General features: G+C 71.7%; 23 protein-coding genes and 1 riboswitch. Of the genes, 7 read left to right on the forward strand and 16 right to left on the reverse strand.

The annotated features are described in order from the left end of the window. Positions 1 to 53: 53 nt before the first annotated feature. Together IE278_RS06305 and IE278_RS06310 are read right to left on the reverse strand one after the other, a co-directional pair. On the reverse strand, positions 54 to 1,091 hold the full coding sequence (locus IE278_RS06305; protein ID WP_189769587.1) for a decaprenyl-phosphate phosphoribosyltransferase: 1,038 nt from the start codon (positions 1,089 to 1,091) through the stop codon (positions 54 to 56). Then, a complete protein-coding gene (locus IE278_RS06310; RefSeq protein WP_189769589.1) occupies positions 1,084 to 1,605 on the reverse strand; it encodes a phosphatase PAP2 family protein in 522 nt (173 codons plus the stop codon). Before IE278_RS06310 ends, IE278_RS06305 begins: the two co-directional genes overlap by 8 nt. A gap of 142 nt (positions 1,606 to 1,747) precedes the next feature. Here IE278_RS06310 and dprE1 point away from each other — a divergent pair, with 142 nt between their 5' ends. After that, positions 1,748 to 3,103 carry a decaprenylphosphoryl-beta-D-ribose oxidase gene (dprE1, locus tag IE278_RS06315; RefSeq protein ID WP_189769591.1) on the forward strand — a complete coding sequence of 452 codons (1,356 nt, stop codon included), beginning with the start codon at positions 1,748 to 1,750 and terminating at the stop codon, positions 3,101 to 3,103. Positions 3,104 to 3,162: 59 nt separating this feature from the next. After that, positions 3,163 to 3,918, forward strand: a complete 756-nt coding sequence (dprE2, locus tag IE278_RS06320; protein WP_189769593.1) for a decaprenylphospho-beta-D-erythro-pentofuranosid-2-ulose 2-reductase — start codon at positions 3,163 to 3,165, stop codon at positions 3,916 to 3,918. Positions 3,919 to 4,016: 98 nt separating this feature from the next. On the opposite strand, the gene IE278_RS06325 is transcribed toward dprE2, so the two are convergent. From IE278_RS06325 to trpS, 3 genes are all read right to left on the reverse strand, one after another. Then, positions 4,017 to 5,237, reverse strand: coding sequence for a hypothetical protein (locus IE278_RS06325; protein WP_189769595.1), 1,221 nt, complete (start codon positions 5,235 to 5,237; stop codon positions 4,017 to 4,019). Positions 5,238 to 5,337: 100 nt separating this feature from the next. Next, positions 5,338 to 5,916 (reverse strand): 2'-5' RNA ligase family protein, encoded by a 579-nt coding sequence (locus tag IE278_RS06330; RefSeq protein ID WP_189769596.1) that lies wholly within the window; start codon positions 5,914 to 5,916, stop codon positions 5,338 to 5,340. A 199-nt stretch (positions 5,917 to 6,115) separates the two neighbouring features. Further along, the gene (trpS, locus tag IE278_RS06335; protein WP_189769597.1) at positions 6,116 to 7,129 is read right to left on the reverse strand and encodes a tryptophan--tRNA ligase; all 1,014 of its coding nucleotides are present in this window, start codon (positions 7,127 to 7,129) and stop codon (positions 6,116 to 6,118) included. Positions 7,130 to 7,230: 101 nt separating this feature from the next. Between trpS and IE278_RS06340 the strand changes: the two genes are divergently transcribed. Genes IE278_RS06340 through IE278_RS42895 form a run of 3 tightly spaced genes read left to right on the forward strand, consistent with a single transcriptional unit; the run spans position 7,231 to position 9,025 of the window. Beyond that, positions 7,231 to 7,917: an RNA polymerase sigma factor gene (locus tag IE278_RS06340; protein ID WP_189769598.1), complete on the forward strand. Its 687-nt coding sequence runs from the start codon at positions 7,231 to 7,233 to the stop codon at positions 7,915 to 7,917. Beyond that, positions 7,910 to 8,896 (forward strand): hypothetical protein, encoded by a 987-nt coding sequence (locus IE278_RS06345; protein WP_246570013.1) that lies wholly within the window; start codon positions 7,910 to 7,912, stop codon positions 8,894 to 8,896. The genes IE278_RS06340 and IE278_RS06345 overlap by 8 nt, the downstream gene beginning before the upstream one ends. Positions 8,897 to 8,902: 6 nt before the next feature. Further along, positions 8,903 to 9,025 (forward strand): hypothetical protein, encoded by a 123-nt coding sequence (locus tag IE278_RS42895; RefSeq protein WP_265646771.1) that lies wholly within the window; start codon positions 8,903 to 8,905, stop codon positions 9,023 to 9,025. 87 nt (positions 9,026 to 9,112) lie between these two features. Here IE278_RS42895 and IE278_RS06350 read toward each other — a convergent pair whose 3' ends face one another. From IE278_RS06350 to pdxR, 4 genes are all read right to left on the reverse strand, one after another. Next, positions 9,113 to 10,558, reverse strand: a complete 1,446-nt coding sequence (locus IE278_RS06350) for a glycine hydroxymethyltransferase (RefSeq protein ID WP_189769599.1) — start codon at positions 10,556 to 10,558, stop codon at positions 9,113 to 9,115. Between the two features lie 31 nt (positions 10,559 to 10,589). Beyond that, a riboswitch (ZMP/ZTP riboswitch) is annotated at positions 10,590 to 10,676 on the reverse strand. A gap of 90 nt (positions 10,677 to 10,766) precedes the next feature. Then, positions 10,767 to 11,954 carry a glutathionylspermidine synthase family protein gene (locus tag IE278_RS06355; RefSeq protein ID WP_189769600.1) on the reverse strand — a complete coding sequence of 396 codons (1,188 nt, stop codon included), beginning with the start codon at positions 11,952 to 11,954 and terminating at the stop codon, positions 10,767 to 10,769. A 42-nt stretch (positions 11,955 to 11,996) separates the two neighbouring features. Continuing rightward, complete coding sequence (locus IE278_RS06360; RefSeq protein WP_189769601.1) at positions 11,997 to 12,344, reverse strand: hypothetical protein; 348 nt, start codon at positions 12,342 to 12,344, stop codon at positions 11,997 to 11,999. 215 nt (positions 12,345 to 12,559) lie between these two features. Next, entirely contained in the window at positions 12,560 to 13,987 is a 1,428-nt protein-coding gene (gene pdxR, locus IE278_RS06365; RefSeq protein WP_189769602.1) for a MocR-like pyridoxine biosynthesis transcription factor PdxR, read from the reverse strand. Between the two features lie 47 nt (positions 13,988 to 14,034). Between pdxR and IE278_RS06370 the strand changes: the two genes are divergently transcribed. Continuing rightward, positions 14,035 to 14,547, forward strand: a complete 513-nt coding sequence (locus IE278_RS06370; RefSeq protein WP_189769604.1) for a carboxymuconolactone decarboxylase family protein — start codon at positions 14,035 to 14,037, stop codon at positions 14,545 to 14,547. 23 nt (positions 14,548 to 14,570) lie between these two features. Here IE278_RS06370 and IE278_RS06375 read toward each other — a convergent pair whose 3' ends face one another. The 5 genes from IE278_RS06375 to IE278_RS06395 form a co-directional block, all read right to left on the reverse strand. Beyond that, positions 14,571 to 15,539 carry an ABC transporter substrate-binding protein gene (locus IE278_RS06375; protein WP_189769606.1) on the reverse strand — a complete coding sequence of 323 codons (969 nt, stop codon included), beginning with the start codon at positions 15,537 to 15,539 and terminating at the stop codon, positions 14,571 to 14,573. Position 15,540: 1 nt separating this feature from the next. After that, positions 15,541 to 17,547, reverse strand: coding sequence for an ABC transporter permease (locus tag IE278_RS06380; protein WP_189769607.1), 2,007 nt, complete (start codon positions 17,545 to 17,547; stop codon positions 15,541 to 15,543). Further along, a complete protein-coding gene (locus tag IE278_RS06385; protein ID WP_246570016.1) occupies positions 17,547 to 18,662 on the reverse strand; it encodes a quaternary amine ABC transporter ATP-binding protein in 1,116 nt (371 codons plus the stop codon). Before IE278_RS06385 ends, IE278_RS06380 begins: the two co-directional genes overlap by 1 nt. After that, positions 18,662 to 20,221, reverse strand: a complete 1,560-nt coding sequence (locus tag IE278_RS06390; RefSeq protein WP_189769609.1) for a GMC family oxidoreductase — start codon at positions 20,219 to 20,221, stop codon at positions 18,662 to 18,664. The genes IE278_RS06385 and IE278_RS06390 overlap by 1 nt, the downstream gene beginning before the upstream one ends. A 140-nt stretch (positions 20,222 to 20,361) precedes the next feature. Continuing rightward, positions 20,362 to 21,873 (reverse strand): aldehyde dehydrogenase family protein, encoded by a 1,512-nt coding sequence (locus IE278_RS06395; protein ID WP_189769610.1) that lies wholly within the window; start codon positions 21,871 to 21,873, stop codon positions 20,362 to 20,364. Between the two features lie 186 nt (positions 21,874 to 22,059). On the opposite strand from IE278_RS06395, the gene IE278_RS06400 reads away from it, so the two are divergent. Beyond that, the gene (locus IE278_RS06400) at positions 22,060 to 22,971 is read left to right on the forward strand and encodes a MarR family winged helix-turn-helix transcriptional regulator (protein ID WP_189769611.1); all 912 of its coding nucleotides are present in this window, start codon (positions 22,060 to 22,062) and stop codon (positions 22,969 to 22,971) included. A gap of 45 nt (positions 22,972 to 23,016) precedes the next feature. On the opposite strand, the gene IE278_RS06405 is transcribed toward IE278_RS06400, so the two are convergent. Together IE278_RS06405 and IE278_RS06410 are read right to left on the reverse strand one after the other, a co-directional pair. Continuing rightward, positions 23,017 to 24,006, reverse strand: coding sequence for a malate dehydrogenase (locus IE278_RS06405; protein ID WP_189769612.1), 990 nt, complete (start codon positions 24,004 to 24,006; stop codon positions 23,017 to 23,019). 700 nt (positions 24,007 to 24,706) lie between these two features. After that, on the reverse strand, positions 24,707 to 26,011 hold the full coding sequence (locus IE278_RS06410) for a helix-turn-helix domain-containing protein (RefSeq protein ID WP_189769613.1): 1,305 nt from the start codon (positions 26,009 to 26,011) through the stop codon (positions 24,707 to 24,709). Between the last annotated feature and the right edge of the window lie 274 nt (positions 26,012 to 26,285).

The raw sequence follows: 26,285 nt of genomic DNA on the forward strand, positions 1-26,285 counted from the left end.
GCGAGGTGAGGGCGCCCGGTGTACGCCCGCTGTCTCCGCGCTCTGCGCCCCGCTCACCAGTTGGCCACCGCCAGGCCGTACATGGCGAGCCAGGCCACGCCGATGAGGGCGAGCGCCCGGTCGCGCAGGACCACGTCCTCGGGTTCGCCCGCGGTGCCCCGGTCGGCGAAGACCGCGTACCGCAGGACGGCGAGGATGAAGGCGACCATCGACAGCTGGCGCCAGGGCAGCACGCTGGTGTGCGGCAGCCCGCCCTCCTCCAGGGCCCACAGGCAGTAACCGAGGACGGCGACCGAGGCGGCGAGCTGCCAGACGAAGCGCAGATAGCCGACGGTGTACTCGGTGAGCAACGCGCGCGTGGCGCCCGCTTTCCCGGCCATCTGGACGGCCTCGGAGTAGCGCTTGGCGGACACCATGAAGAGCGCGCCGAAGCCGGTGGTGATCAGGAACCAGCGCGACAGCGGGATGCCGAGCGCGAGGCCGCCGATCATGGCCCGCATCAGGAACCCGGTGGTCACGACGGCGAGATCGACGACCAGGACGTGCTTGAGGCTGATGCAGTACGCGAACTGCATCCCCAGGTAGGCGGTCAGCAGCGCCGAGGTGAGCGGTGAGCACACGAAGGCGGCCACGGCCGGGGCGACGACCGCGAGAACGATCCCTACGGAGTAGGCGACCGGGACGGGTACCACGCCCGCGGCGACCGGCCGGTGACGCTTGACCGGGTGGGCGCGGTCGGCGTCGGCGTCCCGTGCGTCGTTGACCAGGTAGACACTCGCCGCGCAGGCCGTGAACAGCACGAAGACGAGGGAGACCTGGACGAGGGCGTGGCGGGAGAAGAGCTCGCCCGCGGCGGCCGGAGCGGCGACGACGAGGACGTTCTTGACCCACTGTTTCGGACGGGCGGTCCTGATGAGCCCCTTCAGGAGGCCACTTCCCGGCGCGGCGGACGACTTCCCCCGCGCCTTCTCCGGACTCCCCTGGTTCTCCGGACTCCCCGGATTCCCCGGACTGCCCGGACTGCCCGGACTGCCCGGACTTCCTGGGCTCTTCGGACCCTTTTCACTGCCCAGAAGGGCCGACTCAGCCATGGTCACGGACTCCTGTCATCCAGCGGGCACCGAGCCGGGCCGTCACCGCGCCGAGGGCGGCGCCCGCGGCGACGTCCGAGGGGTAGTGGACGCCGACGACCACCCGCGACACGCACATCGCGGCGGCCAGCGCGGGCACCACGCGCGCGCCGAGCGCCCCGAAGGCCACGGCGGCGGCCACCGCGGACGTGGCGTGCGAACTGGGGAAGGAGTGCCGGCCCGCCGTGCGGACCAGCGGCTCGACATGGCCGGGACGCGGACGGCGTACGAGCCGTTTCACGCCCATGCTGGCGAGGTGCGCGCCCGCGGTCAGGGCCGTGCCGCGCAGCCAGGCGCCGCGCCGCTCCCGGTCGGTGGCGGCTCCCGCGAGGCCCGCCGCGAGCCACAGCGCGCCGTGTTCGCCGGCCAGGGACAGGGTCCGCGCCGCGGCGGCGACTCGGGGGCCGGTGCCGCGTGCGTGGAGGGCCGTGAGGATCCGGTGGTCCAGGTCAGGGCGCTCGTCGTGGTGGTCCATGGGGACTCACTGTTCACGTCAACACCGCTACATCTCCGGCAATATTGAGCGACATCCCATTAATCACCCATTTCGGGGAGGAAAGGTGTGCAGAGGGATGTTAGGTAACTAAAGACATCTTCCGCTCGATACGGTCACTGGCATGCCTACCGACACGGTTTCCGTCACGGGGTGGGGCCGCACCGCTCCCACCGCAGCCCGCCTGGTGCGCCCCCGTTCGTACGAGGAGGCCGTGGCGGCCGTCCGGGAGTGCGGGGCCCGCGGAGGCATCGCCCGGGGCCTGGGACGGGCGTACGGGGACGCGGCGCAGAACGCGGGCGGGGCCGTGTTCGACATGACGGGGCTCGACCTCGTCCACGCGATCGACGTGGACGGCGGGACCGTGCTGTGCGGCGCCGGCGTCTCCCTGCACCGCCTCATGGAGGTACTGCTGCCGCTGGGCTGGTTCGTGCCGGTGACCCCCGGGACCCGCTATGTGACGGTCGGCGGGGCGATCGGCGCGGACATCCACGGCAAGAACCACCATGTGTCCGGCTCGTTCGCCCGGCACGTCCTGTCCTTCGAACTGCTGACCGCCGACGGGCAGATCCGCATGGTGGACCGGGGCACGCCCCTGTTCGACGCCACGGCGGGCGGGATGGGTCTGACCGGCGTCATCCTGACGGCCACCGTCCGGCTGCAGCCCGTCGAGACGTCGTTGATGTCCGTCGACACCGAACGCGCCACGGACCTGGACGACCTGATGGCCCGCCTCACGGCGACCGACCACCGCTACCGCTACTCGGTCGCCTGGATCGACCTGCTGGCCCGGGGCGCGTCCATGGGCCGCTCGGTGCTGACCCGGGGCGACCACGCTCCCCTGGAGGCGCTGGCCGGCCGCACGCGCGCGCGGAGAGCCCCGTTGGAGTTCCGCCCCGGCCGTCTTCCCGCGGCGCCCTCCTTCGTCCCCGAGGGCCTGCTCGGCCGTACGACGGTTGGCCTCTTCAACGAGCTCTGGTACCGCAAGGCACCTCACGCGCGCGTGGGCGAACTCCAGCGGATGTCCACCTTCTTCCACCCGCTCGACGGCGTGCCGCACTGGAACCGCGTCTACGGACGCGGCGGTTTCGTGCAGTACCAGTTCGCCGTCGGCTACGGGCAGGAGGAGACCCTGCGCCGGATCGTGCACCGCATCTCGCAGCGCCGCTGCCCCTCCTTCCTCGCCGTCCTGAAGCGGTTCGGCGAGGGCGACCCGGGCTGGCTGTCCTTCCCGATGCCCGGCTGGACCCTCGCCCTCGACATCCCCGCGAACCTGCCGGGGCTCGGCGGCTTCCTCGACGAACTGGACGAGGAGGTCGCCGCGGCCGACGGGCGGGTCTACCTGGCCAAGGACTCCCGGCTGCGGCCCGAACTGCTCACGGCGATGTACCCGCGGCTCGACGAGTTCCGGGCGCTGCGCGCGGAGCTGGACCCGCGGTCCGTCTTCACCTCCGACCTGTCCCGGCGCCTCGGCCTCTGACGCCGGCCATCCCGCCGCCACCGCCCTGTCGGCCCCCTCCCCCATAGGAGTTCGGTTCCATGAAGGACGCCTTCGGCATCCCGCAGTCCCTGCTGATCCTCGGCGGCACGTCCGAGATCGGGCTGGCCACCGCACGGCGGCTGATCACCCGCCGCACCCGCACGGTGTGGCTCGCGGGCCGCCCCTCGCCCGGCCTCGAATCGGCCGCCACCGGACTGCGCGAACTCGGCGCGGACGTCCGTACCGTCGACTTCGACGCACTCGACCCCGACGCCCACGAGGCGGCCCTCGGCAAGGTCTTCGCCGAGGGCGACATCGACATGGTCCTGCTCGCGTTCGGCGTCCTCGGCGACCAGTCGCACGACGAGAACGAGCCCGGCGCGGCGGTACGGGTCGCGCAGACCAACTACACGGGCGCCGTCTCGTCGGGCCTGGTGTGCGCGCGGGCACTCCAGACGCAGGGCCACGGCTCCCTGGTGGTGCTCTCCTCGGTGGCGGGCGAGCGGGCCCGCCGCGCCAACTTCATCTACGGCTCCAGCAAGGCGGGCCTCGACGCGTTCACCCAGGGCCTGGGAGACGCGCTGTACGGCACGGGCGTCCACGTGATGGTCGTACGCCCCGGCTTCGTCCGCTCCAAGATGACGGAGGGCCTGGAGGAGGCCCCGCTGGCGACCACCCCGGAAGCGGTTGCCACAGCCATCGAAACGGGCCTGCGCCGCCGCTCCGAAACGGTGTGGGTACCGGGCGCGCTACGGGTGGTCATGTCGGCCCTGCGACACGTCCCGCGAGGGGTGTTCCGCCGCCTGCCGCTGTAGCCGCACCCCTGAAGGGCGCGGGGATCGGCGTGGGGAACGGCGCGGGCAACCGCATCCGGCCCGCACGGACGCACTACCTGTCTGCCTGTCTACCTGTTCTACCTGTCGAGCGACACGATGACGGTCTTGTTCACCGGGTCACCGCTCTGGTTGACCTGGACACGGCCTACGCCGAGAACCTGGTCGGTCCCGGGCACGGCCACCACGGCGGACAGCCACAGCGACTGCCGCGAGTCGGCCCGGACCCCACCCCCGTCGGGCAGCCGGGGCCGCCCGATCTTCGTACAGACGCCGTCGCCGGTGACGTAGCGGCTGTCGTCCAGGAGGAGCCCGCCGGTGCCGTCCCGGGCCACGGGGACCCGCCCGGCGCAGTCGCCCTTCGCGTCGGCCACCTTGCTCCAGCGGGAGCCGTCCCAGCGCAGCCGTACCGCCCCTTCCTCCGGGTCTTCCTCCACCCCCTCGCCGGCGTTGAAGCTGTGCGCGCCGTACGCACGGACGTCGTCGGCGGCGAAGGCGAGGATGCGGGCGACCGAGGCGCTCGGCTCGGCGGGCACCGGGTCCGGGAAGCGGTATTCGGGCATGTCGGCCTGCCGCCAGGCCCTGCCGTCCCAGTGCACGGCGGCCGGCTGCTGCATCTCGTGGCCGTCGGTGCCGTCACCGGTGCTGCGGTATCCGGCCGCCCACAGGTCGTCGGCGGCGACGCCGTCGAGCGAGGTGGCGGTGACGCCGTCGGGCAGCGGGGCGGCGGTCCACCGCGTGCCGTCCCAGTGCTGGAACCGGGACCCGGTGGCCAGGACCCAGATGTCGTCGGCCGCGAACGCCTTCATCTCCGTGACCCGGCCGCCGCCGGGAAGCCGCGGCAGAACGGTCCACTCCGTACCGTCCCAGTGCGCCGTCCGCGACGTGGTCGTGTCCTGCCGCGCGGCCGTCAGCAGGAACTCCCCGGAGCCCAGGCCGTCGAGTCGGGCCTGGTGGACGCTGTCGCCGAGCGCCGCGGGCATCGGCTGCCGCTTCCACCGCGTGCCGTCGCGGTGCAGCAGGAACCCTTCACTGGACGCCAGCTCGACGGACGAGGTCTCGACGGACGAGGGGTCCGTGCTCTCCGTGACCGTGCCGACGGCCCAGACGTCGTCGGCGCCGTTCGCCAGCACGTCCGACAGGCTGCCCTCGTCGAGGATCTCGTCGTACGCCCAGCTCATCCCGGACGACTTCGCCCCGCCGTCACCGCGAGTCCCGCGACCGCCGCCCTCGCCGGCGCCCGTACCGCATCCGGTCAGCGCGAGGCCGAGTACGGCGAGTCCCGTCACGATCTTGCGCATGATCCCCCTGGACCTTCGTCCCTGATCCCGAGAACCCGAGATCATCCGATCCCGTGATCATCTGATCCCGCGATCGGCCGATCGCGGTGTTGCGGGCCGGTCAGCAGGCCGGGAGCGGGCCCCGTTCCACATGGGCCGCCTGCGGCGGTACGACCGCGCCTCCGAAGACGTAGTCGCGCAGCCTGCGCCACACACCGTCGGGCCCCTGCTCGTAGAGCGCGAAGCCGGTGCACGGCCAGTGCGCCTCGTACTCCGCCAGTTCCTCGAAGGCGCGGTCCATCGCCTCGTCGTCGATGCCGTGCGCCACGGTCACATGGGGGTGGTACGGGAACTGCAGCTCGCGCGCCACGGGCCCGGAGGCGTCCCGGACCTGCTTCTGCAGCCAGGTGCAGGCCTCGGCACCCTCGACCACCTGCACGAACACGACCGGGGACAGCGGACGGAACGTTCCCGTCCCGTGCAGCCGCATCGAGAAGGGGCGGCCGGCCGCCGCGACCTCCACGAGATGCGTCTCGATCGCGGGCAGCGCCGACCGCTCGACCTCGGTCGGCGGCAGCAGTGTGACGTGGGTGGGAATGCCGGAAGCCGCGGGGTCGCCGAAGCCCGCGCGCCGCTCCTGGAGCAGGCTGCCGTGTGGCTCCGGGACCGCGATCGACACACCGATCGTTACGGTCCCCACGTCGTCTCCTGTCGTCGTGCCGATGTTCTGTTCCACCGTGTTGGCGTTCCGGTCGGGCGAGGGTCGCCGCCGGTTCGGCTATCGACTGTACGGCGGTGCAGGCCCGTTCCGGATGTCGTGCCGGTGTTGTCCTGGTCTCGTCCCGGCCGTCGTACGGGCTCCCCTGCGGGCTCCCGTACCGGCGGCCGATGCTCGGCGATCAGTGCTTGGCGGGCAGGAAACCCACCTTGTCGTACGTCTGGGAGAGCGTCTCCGCCGCGACCGCGCGAGCCTTCTCCGCTCCCTTGGCCAGGATCGAGTCGAGCGTCTCCGGGTCGTCCAGATACTGCTGGGTGCGCTCCCGGAAGGGCGTCACGAAGTCGACCATGACCTCCGCCAGGTCCGTCTTCAGCGCACCGTAGCCCTTGCCGGCGTACTTCTGCTCAAGTTCCGCGATACCGGTGCCGGTGAGGGTGGAGTAGATGCCCAGAAGATTGCTGACGCCCGGCTTCTCCACGGGGTCGAACCTGATCACCGTGTCCGTGTCGGTGACCGCGCTCTTCACCTTCTTCGCGGTGGCCTTCGGCTCGTCGAGGAGGTTGATGAGGCCCTTCGGCGTCGACGCCGACTTGCTCATCTTGATCGCCGGGTCCTGAAGATCGAAGATCTTCGCCGTCTCCTTGAGGATGTACGGCTTCGGCACCGTGAACGTCTGCCCGAAACGGCCGTTGAACCGCTCGGCGAGGTCCCGCGTCAGCTCGATGTGCTGGCGCTGGTCCTCGCCCACCGGAACCTCGTTGGCCTGGTACAGCAGGATGTCCGCGACCTGGAGGATCGGGTACGTGAAGAGACCGACCGAGGCGCGGTCGGCGCCCTGCCTGGCGGACTTGTCCTTGAACTGGGTCATGCGGGAGGCCTCGCCGAAGCCGGTGAGGCAGTTCATGACCCACGCGAGCTGGGCGTGCTCGGGGACGTGGCTCTGGACGAAGAGTGTGCAGCGCTCGGGGTCGAGCCCGGCGGCCAGCAGCTGGGCGGCGGCGAGCCGGGTGTTCGCGCGCAGGTCCGCGGGGTCCTGCGGAAGGGTGATCGCATGCAGGTCCACGACCATGTAGAAGGCGTCGTGGGACTCCTGCAGGGCCACCCACTGGCGGACGGCGCCGAGGTAGTTGCCGAGGTGGAACGAGCCTGCGGTGGGCTGGATTCCAGAAAGCACACGGGGACGATCAGAGGCCATGCTCACCATTCTCTCAGGTGCCGGGGCCCACTCCGGAACTGGTCGGAAACAGGTGGGAACCGATCTGTCTCCGGCGGTGTAACAAGGGTGTGAGGACGAGCGTGGGGGCGCGGGAGGGGGGCCGCATCGTCGATGAGGACGCGGTCATCGCACGCGTGCGCGCCGGGGAGGCGGAGGCGTACGCACAGCTGGTGCGGGCCCATACGGGCCTCGCGCTCAGGGCGGCCGCGGCGCTGGGGGCGGGGGCGGACGCGGAGGACGTGGTGCAGCAGGCCTTCTTCAAGGCCTACTGCTCCCTGGGGCGCTTTCGGGACGGCGCGGCGTTCAGACCGTGGCTGCTCTCGATCGTCGCCAATGAGACGAGGAACACAGTGCGGACGGCGGTGCGGCAGCGGACCCTGGCCGGCCGTGAGGCCGCGCTCGTGGTGGCGGAGCCGCTGATACCGGAATCGGCGGACCCGGCGACCGCGGCGCTGGAGACCGAGCGCAGGACGGCGCTGCTGACCGCCCTGGAGAGCCTCGGCGAGGAGCACCGGCTGGTCGTCACCTACCGCTATCTGCTGGAGATGGACGAGTCGGAGACGGCCCAGGCCCTGGGCTGGCCGCGCGGGACGGTGAAATCCCGCCTCAACCGCGCACTGCGGAAGCTGAGCAGACTCCTACCGGATTTCGAACCCCACCGGGAACGGCCTGGGGACGCCCGGATGAGGGAGGGAGCGGCAGCCCGGGAGGGGCTGGCAGGGCCGGGGGATCAGAGGTCACGGAGAGGAGGTGATGAGCATGGATGAGCGGTACGAGGCCGAGGCCGGAGGCGGGGGCGGCGGGGGCGGCGCGGCCTCCGGTGACGAGGGGCGGCGAAGGCGGGGCGCGGGGTGCGGGAAGGGGCCTGTACCCGAGCCTGGACCTGGGCCTGGGCCCGCGGGTGTCTCGCGGCTGACGGAGGAGTTGCGGGCGCTCGGACGGTCGATGAACCGGCCCGGGGACCCCGGCGGCGACTCGATGGTCGAGCGGGTGCTGGAACAGATACTCGCCGAGCGGGTACCGACCCCGGTGGCCGAGCCGCCGACCCCGGCCGAGCGGCTGCGGGCGACGCGCCGCTGGGTGCGGGCGCGCGGGCGCGTCCTGACCGCGGGTCTGTGCGGTCTGCTGACGGTTTTCGTGCTCACGCCTCCGGTACGCGCCGCGGTCGTCGACTGGTTCGACTTCGGCGGGGTCGAGGTGCGGCACGACCCCTCGGTGAAGCCGTCGCCCCGCGCCGGGGTACCCGGCTGCGGAGGCCCGTCCCTCACACTCGCCGAGGCCGAGCGGCGGGCCGGGTTCGCGTCCCGCACACCGCCTGCCCTCGGGCCTCCGGACGCGGTGACGGTGACCCGGGAGCCGAAGGAGCGGTTCCTGATGAGCCTGTGCTGGCGCGAGCGGGGGCACACGATCCGGCTCGACGAGTACCCGGCGTCGCTGAGCCCCGGCTTCGCGAAGGTCGTGCCGAAGCCGCCGGAGTACGTCCTGCTGGACGAGGACGCGGAAACCGCCGAAGGCAGTGCGCTCTGGTTCCCCGAGCCGCATCTTCTGCGGCTCTGGCTGGTGGACTCGGACGGCGACTTCACCCGCTCGGTCCGAACCGCCGGCCCCACGCTGCTGTGGACGCACGGAGGTGACACGACGCTCCGGCTGGAGGGCGTGGCGTCGAAGACACGGGCGGTGGAGATCGCGAGATCGCTGGAGCGGGCGCCGGGGCGGGGGCCGGAACGGGCGCCAGGACAGGAGTAGGAGCTGATGGCCGGCCTGGCCGCGGGGCTCGTCCTCGGCTCCGGCGGCACTCCGCTGATACGCCGCGCGGCGGCCGGGCGTGAGCCACGGCCGCCGCGGGAGCCACGACAGGAGCTGATCGACCTGTGAGACGACCCGGGCCGGAGCAGCCGGGGCCGAAGGGTCCGGACCCGGGGTGTCCGGGGCCGGGATGCTCGGCCCCGGGCGGCCGGGGGCTCAGCCGAGGTCGATCTCCGGGTAGAGCGGGAAGCCGGTCAGGAGGTCGGTCGCGCGGTGGGAGATCTCGTCCGCGATCTTCGGGTCGAGGACGTGCTGGGCCTTGGAGGGGGTGCCCTTCTTGGTGGTGCCCTGCTCCGTGCTGGTGAGGACGCGGTCGATGAGGCCCGCGATCTCGTCCATCTCGGTGGCCCCGAGGCCCCGGGTGGTCAGCGCGGGCGTGCCGATCCGGATGCCCGAGGTGTACCAGGCGCCGTTCGGGTCGGCGGGGATCGCGTTGCGGTTGGTGACGATGCCCGAGTCGAGCAGGGCCGACTCGGCCTGGCGGCCGGTGAGGCCGTAGGAGGAGGCGACATCGATGAGGTTGAGGTGATTGTCCGTGCCGCCGGTGACCAGCGTGGCACCGCGCCGCATCAGGCCCTCGGCGAGGGCGCGGGCGTTGTCGACGACGGCCTGGGCGTAGTCGCGGAACTCGGGGCGGCGTGCCTCGGCGAGTGCGACCGCCTTGGCGGCCATGACGTGCGGAAGGGGGCCGCCGAGGACCATCGGGCAGCCGCGGTCGACCTGGTCGGCGAGCGACGAGTCGCACAGGACCATGCCGCCGCGCGGGCCACGCAGCGACTTGTGGGTGGTCGTGGTGACGATCTGGGCGTGCGGGACCGGGTCGAAGTCCCCGGTGAGGACCTTGCCCGCGACGAGGCCGGCGAAGTGGGCCATGTCGACCATGAGCGTGGCGCCGACCTCGTCGGCGATCTCGCGCATGATCCGGAAGTTCACGAGACGGGGGTAGGCGGAGTAGCCGGCGACGATGATCATCGGCTTGAACTCGCGGGCGGTGACACGCAGGGCCTCGTAGTCGATGAGGCCGGTGGTGGGGTCGGTGCCGTAGGAGCGCTGGTCGAACATCTTGCCGGAGATGTTCGGGCGGAAGCCGTGGGTGAGGTGGCCGCCGGCGTCCAGGGACATGCCGAGCATGCGCTGGTTGCCGAAGGCCTGGCGCAGTTCGGCCCAGTCGGCCTCGGAGAGGTCGTTGACGTTGCGGACGCCCGCCTTCTCCAGGGCCGGGGCCTCGACGCGCTGGGCGAGGACGGCCCAGAAGGCGACGAGGTTGGCGTCGATGCCGGAGTGCGGCTGGGCGTAGGCGTGCTCGGCGCCGAAAAGCTCGCGGGCGTGCTCGGCGGCGAGGGCCTCGACGGTGTCCACGTTGCGGCAGCCGGCGTAGAAGCGGCGGCCGACGGTGCCTTCCGCGTACTTGTCGCTGAACCAGTTGCCCATCGCGAGGAGGGTGGCCGGGGAGGCGTAGTTCTCGGAGGCGATCAGCTTGAGCATCTCGCGCTGGTCGGCGACCTCCTGCCCGATGGCGTCGGCGATCCGGGGTTCGACGGCACGGATCACTTCGAGGGCGCTGCGGAAGGCGGTGGATTCGGTGGAAAGGGGCTCTGGCATGACGGCCTCCGGACGTGGCGTTCGGCGTTCACGGTTCGGCCCAGGCGCACGGCACACAGTTCCCGGGCCGCTCCCCGATGGTCGATCCCATCCCAGCGCGCCAGTCACGGCCCGTGGATCAGCGTACCGGGAGCGCCCCGAGGAGAGGTCCCGCCGTCCACCATGCGAGCGACGGCGGAGGGCGGTCGGGACCGGCCTCCGCCGTGGGTCAGAGGATCACGTGGGGCAGGAAGCGCGCGTATTCGTCCGTCACCAGGCCGGACGATTCACGGATGCCGAGGCCGGCCGACTCGTTCTCGACGACCCAGGCGCCGAGGACGACCCGGTTGCCGTCGAAGGACGGCAGGGGGGCCAGCTCCTGGTAGCAGCAGGCCTCCTCGCGGATGGTCACGGTGCCGGGGCCCGGTTCGTGGACGGTGACGCCGGCGCCTTCGCGGCCGAGCAGGGGCTTGGCCACGTATCCGCTGGTGGTGGCCAGGTCGCGGGGGCCGTCGAGGTAGGCGGGGAGGAGGTTCGGGTGGTCCGGGTACAGCTCCCAGAGGATCGCGAGGAGGGCTTTGTTGCTGAGCAGCATCTTCCAGGCGGGTTCGATCCACATCGTCGTGCCCGTGCCGCCGCCGTTGTCGAGGGTGGCGAGGACATGCGGGGCGAAGCGGTCGGTGGTGAGCCATTCCCAGGGGTAGAGCTTGAAGCAGCTGCGGATGAAGCGGAGGCGCTTGTCGACGAAACGTCCGGAGAGGCGGTCCCAGCCGATCTCCTCCATCGCGATCCAGGCGGTGTCGAGGCCGGCCTGTTCCGCGGTCTCCTTCAGATACCCGACCGTCATGAGGTCCTCGCCGAGTTCGTCGGCGGCGGAGTGCGCGAAGTAGAGGGGGCTGCCGGGCGGGAGGAGGGAGGCCTGTCTGCGCCAGGCTTCGACGAGCCGTTCGTGGAGGGAGTTCCACTGGTCGGCGCCGGGGAAGCGTTCCTCCATCCAGAACCACTGGGGGCTCGCGGCCTCGACGAGTGAGGTCGGGGTGTCGGCGTTGTACTCCAGGAGCTTCGCCGGGCCCGTGCCGTCGTAGCGGAGGTCGAAACGCCCGTACAGGGAGGGGAGTTCGGCGCGGCGGCGCCAGGCCTCGGCGACCGGCTCCGCCACCCGCGGGTCGGTGATGCCGAGGTCGGCGAGGCGGTTCTCGGTGACGATGTACTCGGCCGCGGCCAGGCACATCGTGTGGAGTTCCTCGACGACCTGCTCCAGGGCCTCGACCTCGGGCAGGGAGAAGACGTAGTGGGCGGACTCGTCCCAGTAGGGGCGCAGGGAGTCGTCCGGGTAACGGGTGAGGGGGTAGATGAGCCCCTGGTCCTCGACCGTCCGCTGCCAGCCGGCGCGCGGTTCCATGGTTCGCCGTTCCACAGTCGTGTGTCCGTAGATCCGTCAGTACGTTCCGCGTCCTGGTCAGCCGCCGCCGCTGCCCGAGTCCGAGCAGCCGAAACCGTCCCGGTCGACGGCCTCGCTGCGGCTGAAGGTGCCGTCCTCGGCGCGCCCGCCGGAGACGTCGGCGTCGTAGTACCAGTCGGCGTCGACCGTGCTGCTCCCGCGCTTCCTGCCCGACGACGTGGAGCCGGAGCCGGACGCGCAGTTCCTGTCGGCGACGATCTTGTAGCTGCCCGCGTAGTCGTAGCTGTCCCGGTCCACGCAGCGGCGGTCGGGGTCGGAGCCGCACGAGGTGAGGGCCGTCGCGAGGATGCCCATGCCACCGAGTACGACCGTGCTGGACCGAAGTCTTCTGCGCTGCTCCGCCATGTCTCTCCCCCGTCCGGCCCGTCCTCCGGGCCCGTCAGTCCGACAGCGTAAAGATCACATACCCAGGTTGTACAAGCGGCTCTCCCAACTCGCCTTCCCCTGCGGTCAATTTGTACTCTTTGGAATGCTGTGTGCGCCCGAGGATGCGAACGCGCGACCGAGCACGCCCTAGAGGCGGGGCGGCCAGGGGTCGGGCCATGCTCGGGGCGCGCGGCCTAGGGCAGTGCCCCGCACAGCGTTTCCAGGGCTCTTGGCCAGGCGCTGTCCGATGGGGTTCCGTAGCCGACGACCAGGGCGTCCGCCGGAGGGGGTGTGGCCGCCGGGTGGCGGTAGGCGGTCAGGCCGTGGACCGCCAGGCCGTGCCAGGCCGCCGCGCGGACCACCGACTGCTCGGTGCCGGGCGGGAGCCGCAGCACGGCGTGGAAACCGGCCGCGATACCGGTGGCCGTGACCGACGGGGCGCGGGCCGCCAGGGCCGCGACGAGCTGGTCACGACGGCGCCGGTAACGGAGGCGGGAGGCCCGCACATGACGGTCGTAGGCGCCCGAGCTGAGGAACTCCGCCAGTGTCAGCTGGTCCAGGACCCCGCACGACCAGTCCGCGCCGCCCTTCGCCGCCATGACCTCGGGCGCCACGTCCGGCGGCAGGACCAGCCAGCCGAGGCGCAGGCCGGGCGCGAGAGCCTTGCTGGCGGTGCCGAAGTACACCACGCGGTCCGGGTCGAGCCCTTGGAGCGCGCCCACGGGCTGGCGGTCGTAGCGGAACTCGCCGTCGTAGTCGTCCTCCAGGATCAGCCCGCCCGAGCGCCGCGCCCAGTCGACGACGGCGGCACGGCGGTCGGGACGCAGCGGCACGCCCATGGGGAACTGGTGGGCGGGCGTGAGCAGCACCCCGCCGACGGTGCCACTGCCGCCACTGCCACCGTCACCGTGCTGCGCCAAGTCGTCCGTCCGCGTGCCCAGTTCGTCGAACGGCAGCGGCACCGACTCCAGCCCCGCCCATTCGATCAGGCCCCAGTGCACATCGAGCCCGTACGACTCGACCGCGAGTGTTCGTGCGCCGCGCCGCCGCAGCACCTCCCCGAGCAGCATCAGCCCGTGCACGAAACCCGAGCAGATGAGGATGTGGTCGGGGTCGGCGCGTACACCGCGGGCGCGGGCCAGGTAACCGGCGAGGGCGGTGCGCAGTTCGACACGGCCGCGCGGATCCCCGTAACCGAGGGCGTCGTTCGGGGCCGCCGTGAGGGCCCGGCGGTACGCCTTGAGCCACTCGGCGCGCGGGAAGGAGGCGAGGTCCGGGGTGCCGGGGACGAGGTCGTACGCGGGTCCCCGGGGCAACCGGGGTTTGCGCGCGGGCGAGGCCGGGACCGGCACGTCCCGCTGTGCCACGCGCGTGCCCGAGCCCTGGCGTGCCGTGAGCCAGCCCTCGGCGACGAGGTCGGCGTACGCGTCGGCGACCGTGTTGCGGGCGATGCCCAGGTCGGCGGCGAGTGACCGTGAGGACGGCAACCGGATGCCCGGTGAGAGCCGTCCGCCCCGTACCGCCTCCCGCAGCGCGTCCGTGAGGCCTCTGCGCAGGCCGGAGCGGGTACGCGCCACCTCCACATGCAGATCCACTCCGAAAGTGGCCCAAGATCCAGCCATGGAAATGGACCATACTCCTGGGCTGGTTCGCTCGTAGGGTCGACAGCATGACGACGACAGAGAACGGCACCGCGAAGGACACCTCGTACGCCCCCGAGGACACCCCCCGACTCCAGTGGGCGAAGTTCGCCCCCGAGGTCTACAAGGCCATGGTCCGGCTGGACGCGGCTGCCCGGCAGGGCGTCGACCCCGTGCTGCTGGAGCTGGTGAAGATCCGCACCTCGCAGCTCAACCACTGCGCGTTCTGCCTCGACATGCACACGAAGGACGCGTTCGCGGCGGGCGAGAGCGTCGAGCGGATCGTCCAGCTCAGCGCCTGGGAGGAGTCCCGGCACTTCTACACGGAGAAGGAGCTCGCGGCGCTCGCGCTGACCGAGGCCGTGACGGTCCTGACGGACGGCTTCGTCCCGGACGAGGTCTTCGAGACCGCCGCCCGGCACTTCGACGAGACCGAACTGTCCCAGCTGCTCGCCTCGATCACGGTGATCAACGCGTGGAACCGCTTCGGCGTGACCTGCCGCCTCACACCGGGGCACTACACGGCCGGCCAGCACAAGTGACGACGGCCGCGGCGGAGCGGCGGCTACTTCTCCAGCCATGACCTCCACGTCGGCTCATGGCCCCGCACCCACCGCTTCGCCGCCTCCTCCGGGGACAGTTTCCGGTCCGCTATCAGGAGGGAGACCTCGTTCTGGTCCTTGGTCGTCCACTTGAACCTCTTCAGGAACTCCGCGGCCCCGCCGCCGGACTTCGCGAAGTCCGCGTTGAGGTACTTGCGCAGCGGGGTGTGCGGATAGGCGCAGGCGACCTCCTCCGGATCCGCGTCGCAGCCCTCCTTGTACGCGGGCAGCTTCACCTCCGTCATCGGCACCTTCTCGAAGAGCCACTGCGGCGAGTACCAGTACGTGAGAAAGGGCTTCTTCTCCTTGGCGAACTGCCGCATCTGGGTGATCTGGGCCGCCTCCGAACCGGCGAACACCACCTGGTAGTCGAGGTCCAGGTTCTTCACCAGCGCCTTGTCGTTCGTGACGTACGAGGGTGAGCCGTCGAGCAGTTGGCCCTTGCCGCCGCTCTCCGCGGTGCGCAACCGGTCGGCGTACTTGTTCAGGTTCTTCCAGTTCGTCACGTCGGGGTGCTGCTTCGCGAAGTACGTCGGTACGAACCAGCCGATGTGTCCGGTGACACCGAGGCCGCCGCCGTCCACGATCGTCTTCTTGTCCTCGACGTACCGCTGTTGCTGCTCGGGGTGGCCCCAGTCCTCCAGGATCGCGTCGACCCGGCCCTGGCTGAGCGCGTCCCACGCGGGCACCTCGTCGACCTGCACGGTGTCCACGCGATAGCCGAGTTCGTGTTCCAGCAGATACTGCGCGACGGCCACGTTGGCCTGCGCGCCGACCCAGGACTGGGTGGAGAGGGTCACGGTCCTCGCGCCCTGCGCGTTGGCGAAGGGCGAGGCCTGCTCGGTCATGTCGGCGGCTCCGCAGCCGGTCGCCGTCGCCAGCGCCAGCAAGGAGCAGCAGGCCGCGAGCACACCGGTCGTACACCTACGCATCTCAGGCTCCCTTCTTCGTGCGGCGCCGGGTGGGCTGTGTCACCCGGTCGAGCATCAGGCCCAGGCAGACGATCGCCGCGCCGGCCACCAGACCCGTGGCGAGGTCGCCCTGGGCGAGCCCGAACACGACGTCGTAGCCGAGCGCGCCACCGCCGACCAGACCGCCGATGATGACGACGGCGAGGACGAGGACGACTCCCTGGTTCACGGCGAGCAGCAGGGCCGGGCGGGCCAGCGGCAGTTGCACCTGGCGGAGTTGCTGCCAGCCGGTCGCGCCCATGGAACGCGAGGACTCCATGGCCGCCGGGTCCACGTTGCGCAGACCCTGCGTGGTGATGCGGACGACGGCGGGCAGCGCGTAGACGACCGCGGCGGCGACCGCCGGGGCGCGGCCGACGCCGAAGAGCGCCACGACGGGTATGAGGTAGACGAACTGCGGCATCGTCTGGAAGACGTCCAGGACGGGGCGCAGGAGGCGTTCGCAGCGCTCGCTCCGGGCCGCCGCGACCGCGGTGCCGAAGCCGAGGACCAGCGTGACCGCCACCGCCGCGAGGACCTGCGACAGCGTGTCGAGGGACGGCTGCCACACGCCGAGCACTCCGATCGCGGCCATCGCTAGGACGGCGGTCAGCGCGGTGCGCCAGGTGCCGATCAGCCAGGCGAGCGCGGCGACGGTCAGCAGGACCGCCCACCAGGGCAGCCACTGCAGTCCTTCGCGCACCGGGTTCAGTACCCCGGTGGTGAAGTGGGCCGCCCAGTCGGCGGTGCCGCCCACGTAGGGGACGCCGGAGTAGAGGTGGTCGGTCATCCAGTCGACGGCGCGGTTCACCGGCTCGGCGATGTGCACGATCCAGGTCTCGGGCCAGTCGAGCCGGCCGGCCAGGCGTCCGGTGACCGCGACGGCCAGTGCGGCGACGGCGGCCAGGACCCAGCCGGGCCAACCGTTCCAACGGGCCCAGGCGGTCCAGCGGGAGTCGGTCTCCTCGAACCCCTCCCCCGCCGGGGCCGCCGACCCTTCCGCTCCCGCCGCTCCCGTCACCCGGTCCAGGACGACCGCGAGCAGCACGATCGGGATGCCGGCGGCGAGCGCGGCGCCCACGTCGACGGAGGCCAGTGCCTGGTAGACGCGGTCGCCCAGGCCGCCCGCGCCGATGACGGACGCGATGACGGCCATCGAAAGGGCCATCATGATGGTCTGGTTGAGGCCGAGCAGGAGTTCCTTGCGGGCGAGTGGCAGCCGGGCCGTGAACAGCCGCTGCCGTGCGGTGGTGCCCAGGGACTCGACGGCCTCCATCACCCCGGCGTCCGCGCCGCGCAGACCGAGCGCGGTGAGGCGGGCCATGGGCGGGGCCGCGTACACGACGGTGGCGAGCACCGCGGCCGGGACGCCGATGCCGAAGACGAGGACGACCGGCAGGAGGTACGCGAAGGCCGGGAGCACCTGCATGGTGTCGAGGACGGGTCGCAGTGCGCGGTACGTACGGTCGGAGAGTCCGGCGGCGAGGCCCAGCAGCGCGCCCAGGGCGACGGACGCGAGGACCGCGACCACCATGAGTGCGAGGGTCTGCATGGTGGGCACCCACATACCGAGCAGCCCGCAGGTCAGGACCGCGGCGGCCGTGCCGAGCGCGAGACGCACCCCGGCGACCCGCCAGGCGACCAGGGCCGCCGCGGCCGCGACGCCCGCCCAGCCCGCGGCGAGCAGGACGAGGTAGACGGCGCGTACGGCGAGGACGACCGCGTTCGAGACGTGCCCGAAGAAGTAGAGGAACAGCGGGTGGCTGTCGCGGTTGTCGATGATCCAGGTGCTGGCGTCGCCGAGGGGTTCGGTGAGGTCGACGGTGAGGGCGTGGGGCCAGGTGCCGCTCGCCCAGCGGGAGTCGGCCAGCGGGACGAGGACGGCCGCCGCGACGGCGAGCAGGAGGAGCTTGCGGACCGCCGGGCGCCTGAGAAAGCCGAGGAAGCCGGGCAGGCCCGTACGGGGAGCGGGCGCGGTGAAGGTGGCCATCAGGCGACCTCCTCGCGGGCCGGCCCGGCGGAGCGGGTGTCCGTCCCCGCCACCACCTCCAGCAGCGCGTCCGAGTCCACGACGCCGAGGCAGCGTCCCTGGTCCACCACGCGGGCCGTCTGTCCCGAGCGCGCGACCGCCTCGATGGCCTGCGAGACCGTGGCCTCCGGCGACAGGGCCGGACCCTCGCCCGCCTCCTGCGCCGACGCGGCCCGCATGGCCCTGCGGACCGTCATGACCTGCTCGCGTGGCACGTCCCGGACGAACTCCCGTACGTAGTCGTCGGCGGGCGAGCCCACGATCTCCTCGGGTGTGCCCAGTTGGACGATGCGGCCGTCGCGCATGAGGGCGATCCGGTCGCCCAGGCGCAGCGCCTCGTTCAGGTCGTGCGTGATGAACACCATCGTGCGGCCCTCCTCCTCGTGCAGCCGGATCACCTCCTCCTGCATGTCTCGACGAATCATCGGATCGAGAGCGCTGAACGGTTCATCGAACAGCAGGACTTCCGGATCCACCGCCAGCGCCCGCGCGAGGCCCACGCGCTGCTGCTGACCGCCGGAGAGCTGACCCGGCCTGCGCTGCTCCATGCCTTCGAGGCCGACCTTCGCGACGACCTCCTGCGCCTTCGCACGCCGCTCGCGCCTCGGCACTCCCTGCACTTCGAGTCCGTACGCGACGTTGTCGAGCACGGAGCGGTGCGGCAGCAGGCCGAAGTGCTGGAAGACCATGGCGGCGCGGTGGCGGCGCAGTTCGCGCAGCCGCGCCCTGTCCATCGCGCGCACGTCCTCGCCGTCGATGGCGATGGTGCCCGCGGTCGGCTCGATGAGCCGGGTCAGACAGCGCACGAGGGTGGACTTGCCCGAGCCGGACAGGCCCATGACGACGAAGACCTCGCCCTTGCGCACATCGAAGCTGACGTCCCGGACGGCGGCCGTACAGCCGGTACGGGACCGGAGTTCGGCGGCCGGCAGGGCGGCCAGCTCGGGGTCGGCGGGGACCCGGTCGGCCTTGGGTCCGAAGACCTTCCACAGGCCGTCCACGGAGAAGACGGGTTCGGTGCCCCGGGCACCCGTGCCCTCGGCTGTGGCCTCCTGAGCGGAGATCGTCGTACTCATCACGCACCGCCTCCCAGCAGGTCCACGCATTTCTCGCCGACCATGAGGACCCCGATCATCGGGTTCACGGCGGGCATGGTCGGGAACACGGACGCGTCGGCGATCCGGATGCCGTCGAGGCCGCGGATCCGCAACTCGGGGTCCACGACGGCGAGCCGGTCGTCCGTCGCACCCATCCGGCAGGTGCCCGCCGGGTGGTACACCGTGTGGGCGACCTTGCGCGCGTACTCGCTCAGCTCCTCGTCCCCGGTGACGTCGGGGCCGGGGCACACCTCGCGCTTGAGCCAGTGCGCGAGCGGCTCGGCCTTCGCGATCTCGCGGGCGATCCGGATGCCGTCGACGAGGGTGCGGCCGTCGTAGTCGTCCTCGTCCGTGAAGTAGCGGAAGTCGAGGGCGGGCTTCTCGGCCGGGTCCGCGCTGGTCAGGTACAACCGGCCGCGGCTGCGCGGCTTGGGGATGTTCGGGGTCATCGAGACGCCGTGCTCGGGGCGTTCGTAGCCGAGGCGCTCCGGATTGTCCGTGAACGGGATCTGGTAGAAGTGGAACATCAGGTCGGGGCCCGCCCGTTCGGGGTCCCGCCGCACGAAGAGGCCCGCGTCGGAGTCCATCGCGGAATTCTCCGGAATCGGCCCGTCCGTCTCCCAGACGATGACCGACTCGGGGTGGTCGAGCAGGTTCTCGCCGACACCCGGCAGATCGTGGGTGACGGGTATGCCGAGCGCTTCGAGGTCCTCGCGCGGCCCGATGCCGGAGTGCAGCAGCAGCCGGGGCGAGTCGACGGCCCCGGCGCACAGCAGGACCTCGCGGCGGGCGCGTACGAGGAGTTCGTCGCCGTCCTTCGTCGTCACGTGGACCCCACGCGCGCGGGTGCCGTCCAGCTCCACCTTGTGCGCCCAGGTCTCCAGGTAGAGGTGGAGGTTGGGCCGCTCGTCCATCACGGGGTGCAGATAGGCGACGGACGCGCTGGAGCGCTTGTTGGTCTCCGGGTGGTACGCGAGGTCGAAGAAGCCGACGCCCTCGGTGAACGGCTTCTTGTTGAAGCCCTCCACGCGCGGCACACCGAGCGTCGATTGCGCCGCGTCCACGAAGTCGCGGGCGATGGCGTTCCGGTCCTTCTCGTCGACCGGGACGATGTTGTTGCGCAGACGCGGGAAGTACGCCTCCATGGGCGCCGAACCCCAGCCCTCGGCGCCCGCCGCCTCCCACTCGTCCCAGTCGGACGGCAGCGGCTTGAACGCGATGAGGGTGTTGTGCGAGGAGCAGCCGCCGAGGACCTGGGCGCGGCTGTGCCGGATGTGCGAGTTGCCGCGCGGCTGCTCGGTCGTCGGGTAGTCGTAGTCCAGCTCCCCGCCGAGCAGGCCCATCCAGCGGCGCAGGGTCAGGACGTCGTCCCGGCCCACGTCACTGGGGCCGCCCTCGATGACGGCGACGGTGACATCGGGGTTCTCGGTGAGCCGGGAGGCGATGACGGACCCCGCGGTACCACCGCCGATGACGACGTAGTCGTACGTGTGCTCGGGCGCGTGCTCGTTCTGGTACTCGTGTGCGTTTTCGGGCATGCGGAGGCGCTCCAGGGTGCCTTGTGCGGTGGGAAGTCGGACGTGACGGGGGCCGGGCCGGGGCCGCGGGTGTCAGCCGCGACCCGTCGGCCGGGCGGTGGGCGTCGGCCGGGCGGTGGGCGTCAGTCGGGCGGTGGGCGTCAGCCCGCGAACCAGCGGACCGGCTTCGGCGCGAGGTTCTGGTACACGTGCTTCGTCTCGCGGTACTCCGCGAGGCCCGCGGGGCCCAGCTCGCGGCCGACGCCGCTCTTGCCGAAGCCGCCCCACTCCGCCTGCGGAAGGTAGGGATGGAAGTCGTTGATCCAGACGGTGCCGTGCCGCAGCCGTCCCGCCACCCGCCGGGCGCGCCCCGCGTCTGCGGTCCAGACGCCGCCCGCGAGCCCGTACTCCGTGTCGTTGGCGAGCGCGACGGCCTCGTCCTCCGTACGGAAGGTCTCGACGGTCAGGACGGGTCCGAAGACCTCTTCCCGTACGACGCGCATCTCGCGGTGGCACTGGTCGAGGACGGTCGGCTCGTAGAAGTAGCCGGTGGCGGGCAGCCGGTCGGACGGGTCGGGGCGGGCGCCGCCGGTCCGCAGCACCGCGCCCTCGGCCAGGGCGGCGGCCACGTACCCCTCGGTCTTCTCGCGCTGTTCGGCGGAGACGAGCGGGCCGCACTCGACGCCCTCCTCGGTGCCGCGGCCCAGCCGGATCAGCTCGGCGCGGCGCACCAGTTCGGTGACGAACCGGTCGCGTACCGACTCCTCGATGATCAGCCGGGAGCCCGCCGAGCAGACCTGGCCGCTGTGGATGAACGCGGCGTTCAGGGCCTGGTCGACGGCCGTGTCGAAGCCCTCCTCGGTGGCGCAGGAGTCGGCGAAGACGACGTTGGGGTTCTTGCCGCCGAGTTCGAGGGCGACCTTCTTCACGGTGACGGCGGCGGCCTGCGCGACCTTCGTACCGCTGGCGAGTCCGCCGGTGAAGGAGACCAGGTCGACGCCGGGGTGCTCGGCGAGCCGGGCGCCGACGCTGTGTCCGGGGCCTGTGACGAGGTTGGCCACTCCGGTGGGCAGCCCGGCCTCGACGAGCAGTTCGATGAGGGCGACGGTGGTCAGCGGGGTGATCTCGCTGGGCTTGAGGACGAAGGTGTTCCCCGCGGCGAGGGCCGGGGCGACCTTCCAGCTGGCCTGCAGCAGCGGGTAGTTCCAGGGCGTGATCATCGCGCAGACGCCGACGGGCTCGTGCACGACGACGCTGTGGATGTCGTCCGAACCGGCGTCGACGACCCGGCCGCCGCCCTCTCCGACGACGAGGTCGGCGAAGTACCGGAAGGCGTCGGCGACGCAGTCGATGTCGACCCGCCCCTCCTCCAGCGTCTTGCCCGCGTCCCGGCTCTCCAGGAGCCCGAGCTTCTCGCGGTCGCGGACGAGGAGGTCGGCGACGCGGCGCAGGAGGGCGGCCCGCTCGGTGACGGGCGTACGGGGCCACTCTCCGTGGTCGAAGGCGCGCCGGGCGGCCTCGACGGCGGCGTCCGTGTCCGGCACCCCGCCTTCGGAGACCTCGGCGAACGGCTTCGCGTCCGCCGGGTCGAGGATGTCCCGGGTGGCCCCCGAGGCGGCCGCACGCCACTCGCCGTCCACATGAATCGTCTGCTGCGCCTGGTGTCCCGACATGATTCGGTGCTGCCTTCCGTTCCTGTTCCGTGCCCCTGTGTCACACGCATGTCACTCTCGGGGGCCGGGTGCACCTGCCCTTCTCACCGAAGGTCATGCGCTCCCCGTCACCGAAGTGCGCGGGGTCACTGACAAGCCGTCCGAAACATGGACACTCCTGCCGACCTTTGACTAAAGTCAAAGGTTATGGAGCCTGTGCCCTCGCCCGTGTCCGCGGCGCACGTGACCACCTTGCGTGGCTTCAACCGCTACTTCACGCGCCGGATCGGTGTGCTCGACGACCACTACCTCGGGCAGGACCGCCCGCTCGGCGAGGCCCGGCTGCTGTACGAGATCGGAGCCGGCGCGTCCCTGCGGGAGCTGCGGACCCGGCTCGGGCTCGACGCCGGGTACCTGAGCCGGATGGTGCGCGCGCTGGAGAAGCAGGGGCTCGTACGGGTCACCGTGCACCCGGGGGACAGCAGGCTGCGCCTCGCGGAGCCCACACCGGCCGGGCGGGCCGAACTGGCGGAGCAGAACCGCCGCGCGGACGACCTCGCCGAAGGTCTGCTGCGCGGGCTGACCGAGACCCAGCGGCGGCAGCTGACCGAGGCGGTCGCCACCACCGAGCGGCTGCTGCGGCTGGCCGCGATCACGGTACGGCCCGTCCCGGCGACGTCGGCCGACGCACGTGCCTGCCTCGCCGGTTACGCCGCCGAACTCGACGAACGCTTCCCCGAGGGGTACGCCGCCACCGACCTCGTACCGCCCGAGCGGATCGCCGTCTTCCTCGTCGCGTACGAGGAGAAGCGCGCCGTCGGCTGCGGGGTGCTGTGCGCCCTCGACGACGAAACGGCCGAGATCCGGCATCTGTGGGTGCACCCGGAGGCCCGCGGACTGGGCCTGGGACGGCGGCTGCTGGCCGAACTGGAGCACACGGCGGCCGGACGCGGACACCGGACCGTACGCCTGGACACGCACAAGGTCCTCAAGGAGGCGGCGGCGATGTACCGGACCGGCGGATACACGCAGATCCCGGCGTACGACGACAACCCGCACGCCGGGTACTGGTTCGAGAAGCCGCTCGGCCCTGCCGGGAAGGCGCCCGGAACGCACTGATCCCCGGGCGACCGCCCGGGGATCAGAGGGAACTCACAAGGTGTCTCAGATGAGGCCGAGGGCGCGGACCGCCTCGCGCTCCTCCGCGAGCTCCTGCACCGACGCGTCGATACGGGCGCGGGAGAACTCGTTGATGTCGAGGCCCTGGACGATCTCGTACGAGCCGTCCTTCGTGGTCACGGGGAAGGAGGAGATGAGGCCCTCAGCGACACCGTACGAACCGTCGGACGGGATGCCCATGGAGGTCCAGTTGCCGTCCGCCGTGCCGTTGACCCAGGTGTAGACGTGGTCGATGGCGGCGTTCGCGGCCGAGGCGGCGGAGGAGGCGCCACGGGCCTCGATGATGGCCGCACCGCGCTTGGCGACGGTCGGGATGAACTCGTCGGCCAGCCACTTCTCGTCGTTCACGGTCTCGGCGGCGTTCTTGCCGGCGATCGTGGCGTGGAAGATGTCGGGGTACTGGGTGGCGGAGTGGTTGCCCCAGATGGTCAGGCGCTGGATGTCCGCGACCGTCGAACCGGTCTTCTTCGCGAGCTGCGTGAGCGCGCGGTTGTGGTCCAGGCGGGTCATCGCGGTGAAGCGCTCCGCCGGTACGTCCGGGGCGGCGGCCTGGGCGATGAGGGCGTTGGTGTTGGCCGGGTTGCCGACGACGAGGATCTTGACGTCGTCCGCGGCGTTGTCGTTGATGGCCTTGCCCTGGGGCTTGAAGATGCCGCCGTTGGCCTCCAGGAGGTCACCGCGCTCCATGCCCTTGGTACGGGGGCGGGCGCCGACGAGCAGACCGACGTTCGTGCCGTCGAAGGCCACGTTCGGGTCGTCGGTGATGTCGATGCCCTGAAGGAGCGGGAAGGCGCAGTCGTCGAGCTCCATGGCGGTGCCCTCGGCGGCCTTCAGCGCCGGCGTGATCTCCAGCAGACGCAGCTTGACCGGCACGTCCGCGCCGAGCAGCTGGCCGGAGGCGATGCGGAAGAGCAGGGCGTAACCGATCTGGCCGGCCGCGCCGGTGACGGTGACGTTCACGGGAGTGCGGGTCATGGCGTTCTCCGTATGGCAGCTGACGGTGGGGCGTCCCTGCCCCGGGGTGCGGGATCCCGGCCTTTCGCCTCGATGATCGATCACCGGTCCCGATGATCGATCTCTCGGCGTCAAGAGAGATCCAGCGGTCAGGCTATCGCGCATCCGGGATCCCGGACGTCCGGGTCCGATGTGGCCCGTCCCACAAGGCCGTGCCCGGCGGGGTGGCGGGGGCGTCCGGTCCGGGTGCGTTGCGTGGTGGGGGCTGGTTGCGCCGTTCCCCGCGCCCCGTCAGGGCACAAGATTGCGCCGTTCCCCGCGCCCCCGAAGGGCGAAAGACTGCGCCGTTCCCCGCGCCCCTGAAGGGCGCGCCCCTGGACAGCGCAAGGGAGTGGGGTGGGCGATGGGGGTGGCGGCCGTCGGGTCGGGAGAGTGAGGCGACGGCCGCCGGGTGGGGGTGCCGGTCGGCAGCGCGGAAGCTGCTCGTCCTGCCGAGACAACGCCGGACTCCCGTGGGGGTACGGTCCGCTTGCCCCGAAGTACGCCGCCCATTCCTCCCTCCCCCCTCATGGCGAAGGCTGTGCTGGGGGGTGCCGTGACGGCAACGGGCGCCCGACTCAAGGGAGTCGGGCGCCCGTTCGAGCCGTACGGCCCGTACGGCCCGTACGACCGGCGCCCCGTGGAGGCCGGTCCGGGTCGTACTCGGTGTCACGCGCACCGCCTACTTCGTGCAGCCCTCCACGCCCGACGCGAGCGTCGCGCAGGCCTTCGCCCCGGTGGCGCTCTTCACCGCGACCATCGGGGTGTAGGCGTCGGTGTCCGTCTCGACCTCGGCGGTCTGCGCGGCGGCCGAACCGGCCGATATCCGGACCGTGTCCCCCGGTCCGGCCGCGGTGATACGGGCCCAGGCGGCGCCGCATGTCTCGCTGTACCGGACCTCGACCTGGGCGGTGCCGACCACGGCCTTCTCCACGGTCTGCGCCAGCGTCCCGCCGCAGCCCATGTTCTCCGGGTCCTTGCCCGCGCAGTCCGCGCCGCTGCACTCGACACCGGCCGGCAGTTCCTTGCTGACCGTCGGACTCGGGGTCGGCTTGGCCTCGTTCCCGCCCTCGTCACCGCCGGAGCTGGTGAGGAACACGGCCGCGGCTATCACCACGAGCGCGCCCACGACTCCGGCGAGGAACATGGTGAGCCGCCGCTTGCGCCGCTGCCCGTCGGGCGAACCGCCGGCTCCGGGCCGCGCGTCCTGAGGCCCCGCGGCCGGACCGCCACCGGGTCCCCCGTGACCGGCCGAACCGGCCTGACCGGACGCCCCGTAGGCGCCCGGCGGACCGAAGCCGGAGGCACCGGACGCGCCGGGACCGCCGGCACCCCTGGGTCCCGAGTAGCCGGACGCTCCCGGAGGCGAGGCGACGACTCCCCAACCGCCACCCCGCGCATCCGCACCGGTCCTCGCACCGGCACCCGTGCCGCCGCTGCCGCTGCCGCTATTGGCACCGGCCCCGTACGGCGGCCTGCGCTCGTCCCCCTGTGCGGGGTCCTGCGCCGGGTTCCGTGCCGGACTCTGCGGGGGCACGGTGGGTGACACCCCGGCAGGGCCCGCGATACCCGGCTTGGGCGCGGCCGTCGCGCTTCCCCCGGCGCGCGCCTGCTTCCCGCTCTTTCCCCCCTTGGCCGGAGTCGGCCCGAACTCTCCCAGCGCGGCGCGCGCCTGGGAGATCCGTATCGCCTCCATGGTCATGTCGTGGCGCATCTCCGAACGGCTCCAGGCGCGCTCGGCAAGCTCCCACATCGTCGTCAGATGGACGGGATTGGTCCCGGTCACCTCGGCCAACGCCACGATCGCGCCCTTCGGCGCGAGCAGGCGGCCGTTCAGATACCGCTCCCAGGACGTCTTGCTGTATCCCGTGCGGTCGGCCACGGCGGCGATACTCAGCCCGCTGCGGTCGACCAGTCGACGCAACTGGCTGGCGAACTCCCTTACCTGCGGATCGAGTTCATCCGGCAAGGGCCTCCAACGAGGCATTGGTACCCCCCTCTTCCCCCCGTACGTGCTGGCCTTTTCCCGCGTGTGAAGCCCTCGCCGAGTCCCCGTGCCGGCTACCCACAGGGATGCGTTCGGTCAGGATCTCAGTTCCCGGGATGGGGGCGCACGGGAGCATTCGGGCCTGTGGGCATGCACCGTCGCATGCCCCCTGGTCTGCGGTCCAGTGTCCCACCGACTTGCCTCCCGGCTGACGAGACGGAGTGATCGCGACCCATTCTCGAACTTGTCAACATATCGACACACAGGGAACACA

Origin of the sequence: Streptomyces tauricus (genome assembly GCF_014650955.1) — a bacterium.
Classification (GTDB): domain Bacteria; phylum Actinomycetota; class Actinomycetes; order Streptomycetales; family Streptomycetaceae; genus Streptomyces; species Streptomyces tauricus.

Coding starts and splice junctions, on each gene's coding strand:
- IE278_RS06350 (WP_189769599.1), bottom strand. CDS start 10,558: ATGCCAGAGCCCCTTTCCACCGAATCCACCGCCTTCCGCAGCGCCCTC.
- pdxR (WP_189769602.1), bottom strand. CDS start 13,987: ATGGCTGGATCTTGGGCCACTTTCGGAGTGGATCTGCATGTGGAGGTG.
- IE278_RS06400 (WP_189769611.1), top strand. CDS start 22,060: ATGGAGCCTGTGCCCTCGCCCGTGTCCGCGGCGCACGTGACCACCTTG.
- dprE1 (WP_189769591.1), top strand. CDS start 1,748: ATGCCTACCGACACGGTTTCCGTCACGGGGTGGGGCCGCACCGCTCCC.
- IE278_RS06310 (WP_189769589.1), bottom strand. CDS start 1,605: ATGGACCACCACGACGAGCGCCCTGACCTGGACCACCGGATCCTCACG.
- IE278_RS06405 (WP_189769612.1), bottom strand. CDS start 24,006: ATGACCCGCACTCCCGTGAACGTCACCGTCACCGGCGCGGCCGGCCAG.
- IE278_RS06305 (WP_189769587.1), bottom strand. CDS start 1,091: ATGGCTGAGTCGGCCCTTCTGGGCAGTGAAAAGGGTCCGAAGAGCCCA.
- IE278_RS06385 (WP_246570016.1), bottom strand. CDS start 18,662: ATGAGTACGACGATCTCCGCTCAGGAGGCCACAGCCGAGGGCACGGGT.
- IE278_RS06410 (WP_189769613.1), bottom strand. CDS start 26,011: ATGCCTCGTTGGAGGCCCTTGCCGGATGAACTCGATCCGCAGGTAAGG.
- trpS (WP_189769597.1), bottom strand. CDS start 7,129: ATGGCCTCTGATCGTCCCCGTGTGCTTTCTGGAATCCAGCCCACCGCA.
- dprE2 (WP_189769593.1), top strand. CDS start 3,163: ATGAAGGACGCCTTCGGCATCCCGCAGTCCCTGCTGATCCTCGGCGGC.
- IE278_RS06370 (WP_189769604.1), top strand. CDS start 14,035: ATGACGACGACAGAGAACGGCACCGCGAAGGACACCTCGTACGCCCCC.
- IE278_RS06325 (WP_189769595.1), bottom strand. CDS start 5,237: ATGCGCAAGATCGTGACGGGACTCGCCGTACTCGGCCTCGCGCTGACC.
- IE278_RS06360 (WP_189769601.1), bottom strand. CDS start 12,344: ATGGCGGAGCAGCGCAGAAGACTTCGGTCCAGCACGGTCGTACTCGGT.
- IE278_RS06345 (WP_246570013.1), top strand. CDS start 7,910: ATGGATGAGCGGTACGAGGCCGAGGCCGGAGGCGGGGGCGGCGGGGGC.
- IE278_RS06395 (WP_189769610.1), bottom strand. CDS start 21,873: ATGTCGGGACACCAGGCGCAGCAGACGATTCATGTGGACGGCGAGTGG.
- IE278_RS06375 (WP_189769606.1), bottom strand. CDS start 15,539: ATGCGTAGGTGTACGACCGGTGTGCTCGCGGCCTGCTGCTCCTTGCTG.
- IE278_RS42895 (WP_265646771.1), top strand. CDS start 8,903: ATGGCCGGCCTGGCCGCGGGGCTCGTCCTCGGCTCCGGCGGCACTCCG.
- IE278_RS06380 (WP_189769607.1), bottom strand. CDS start 17,547: ATGGCCACCTTCACCGCGCCCGCTCCCCGTACGGGCCTGCCCGGCTTC.
- IE278_RS06390 (WP_189769609.1), bottom strand. CDS start 20,221: ATGCCCGAAAACGCACACGAGTACCAGAACGAGCACGCGCCCGAGCAC.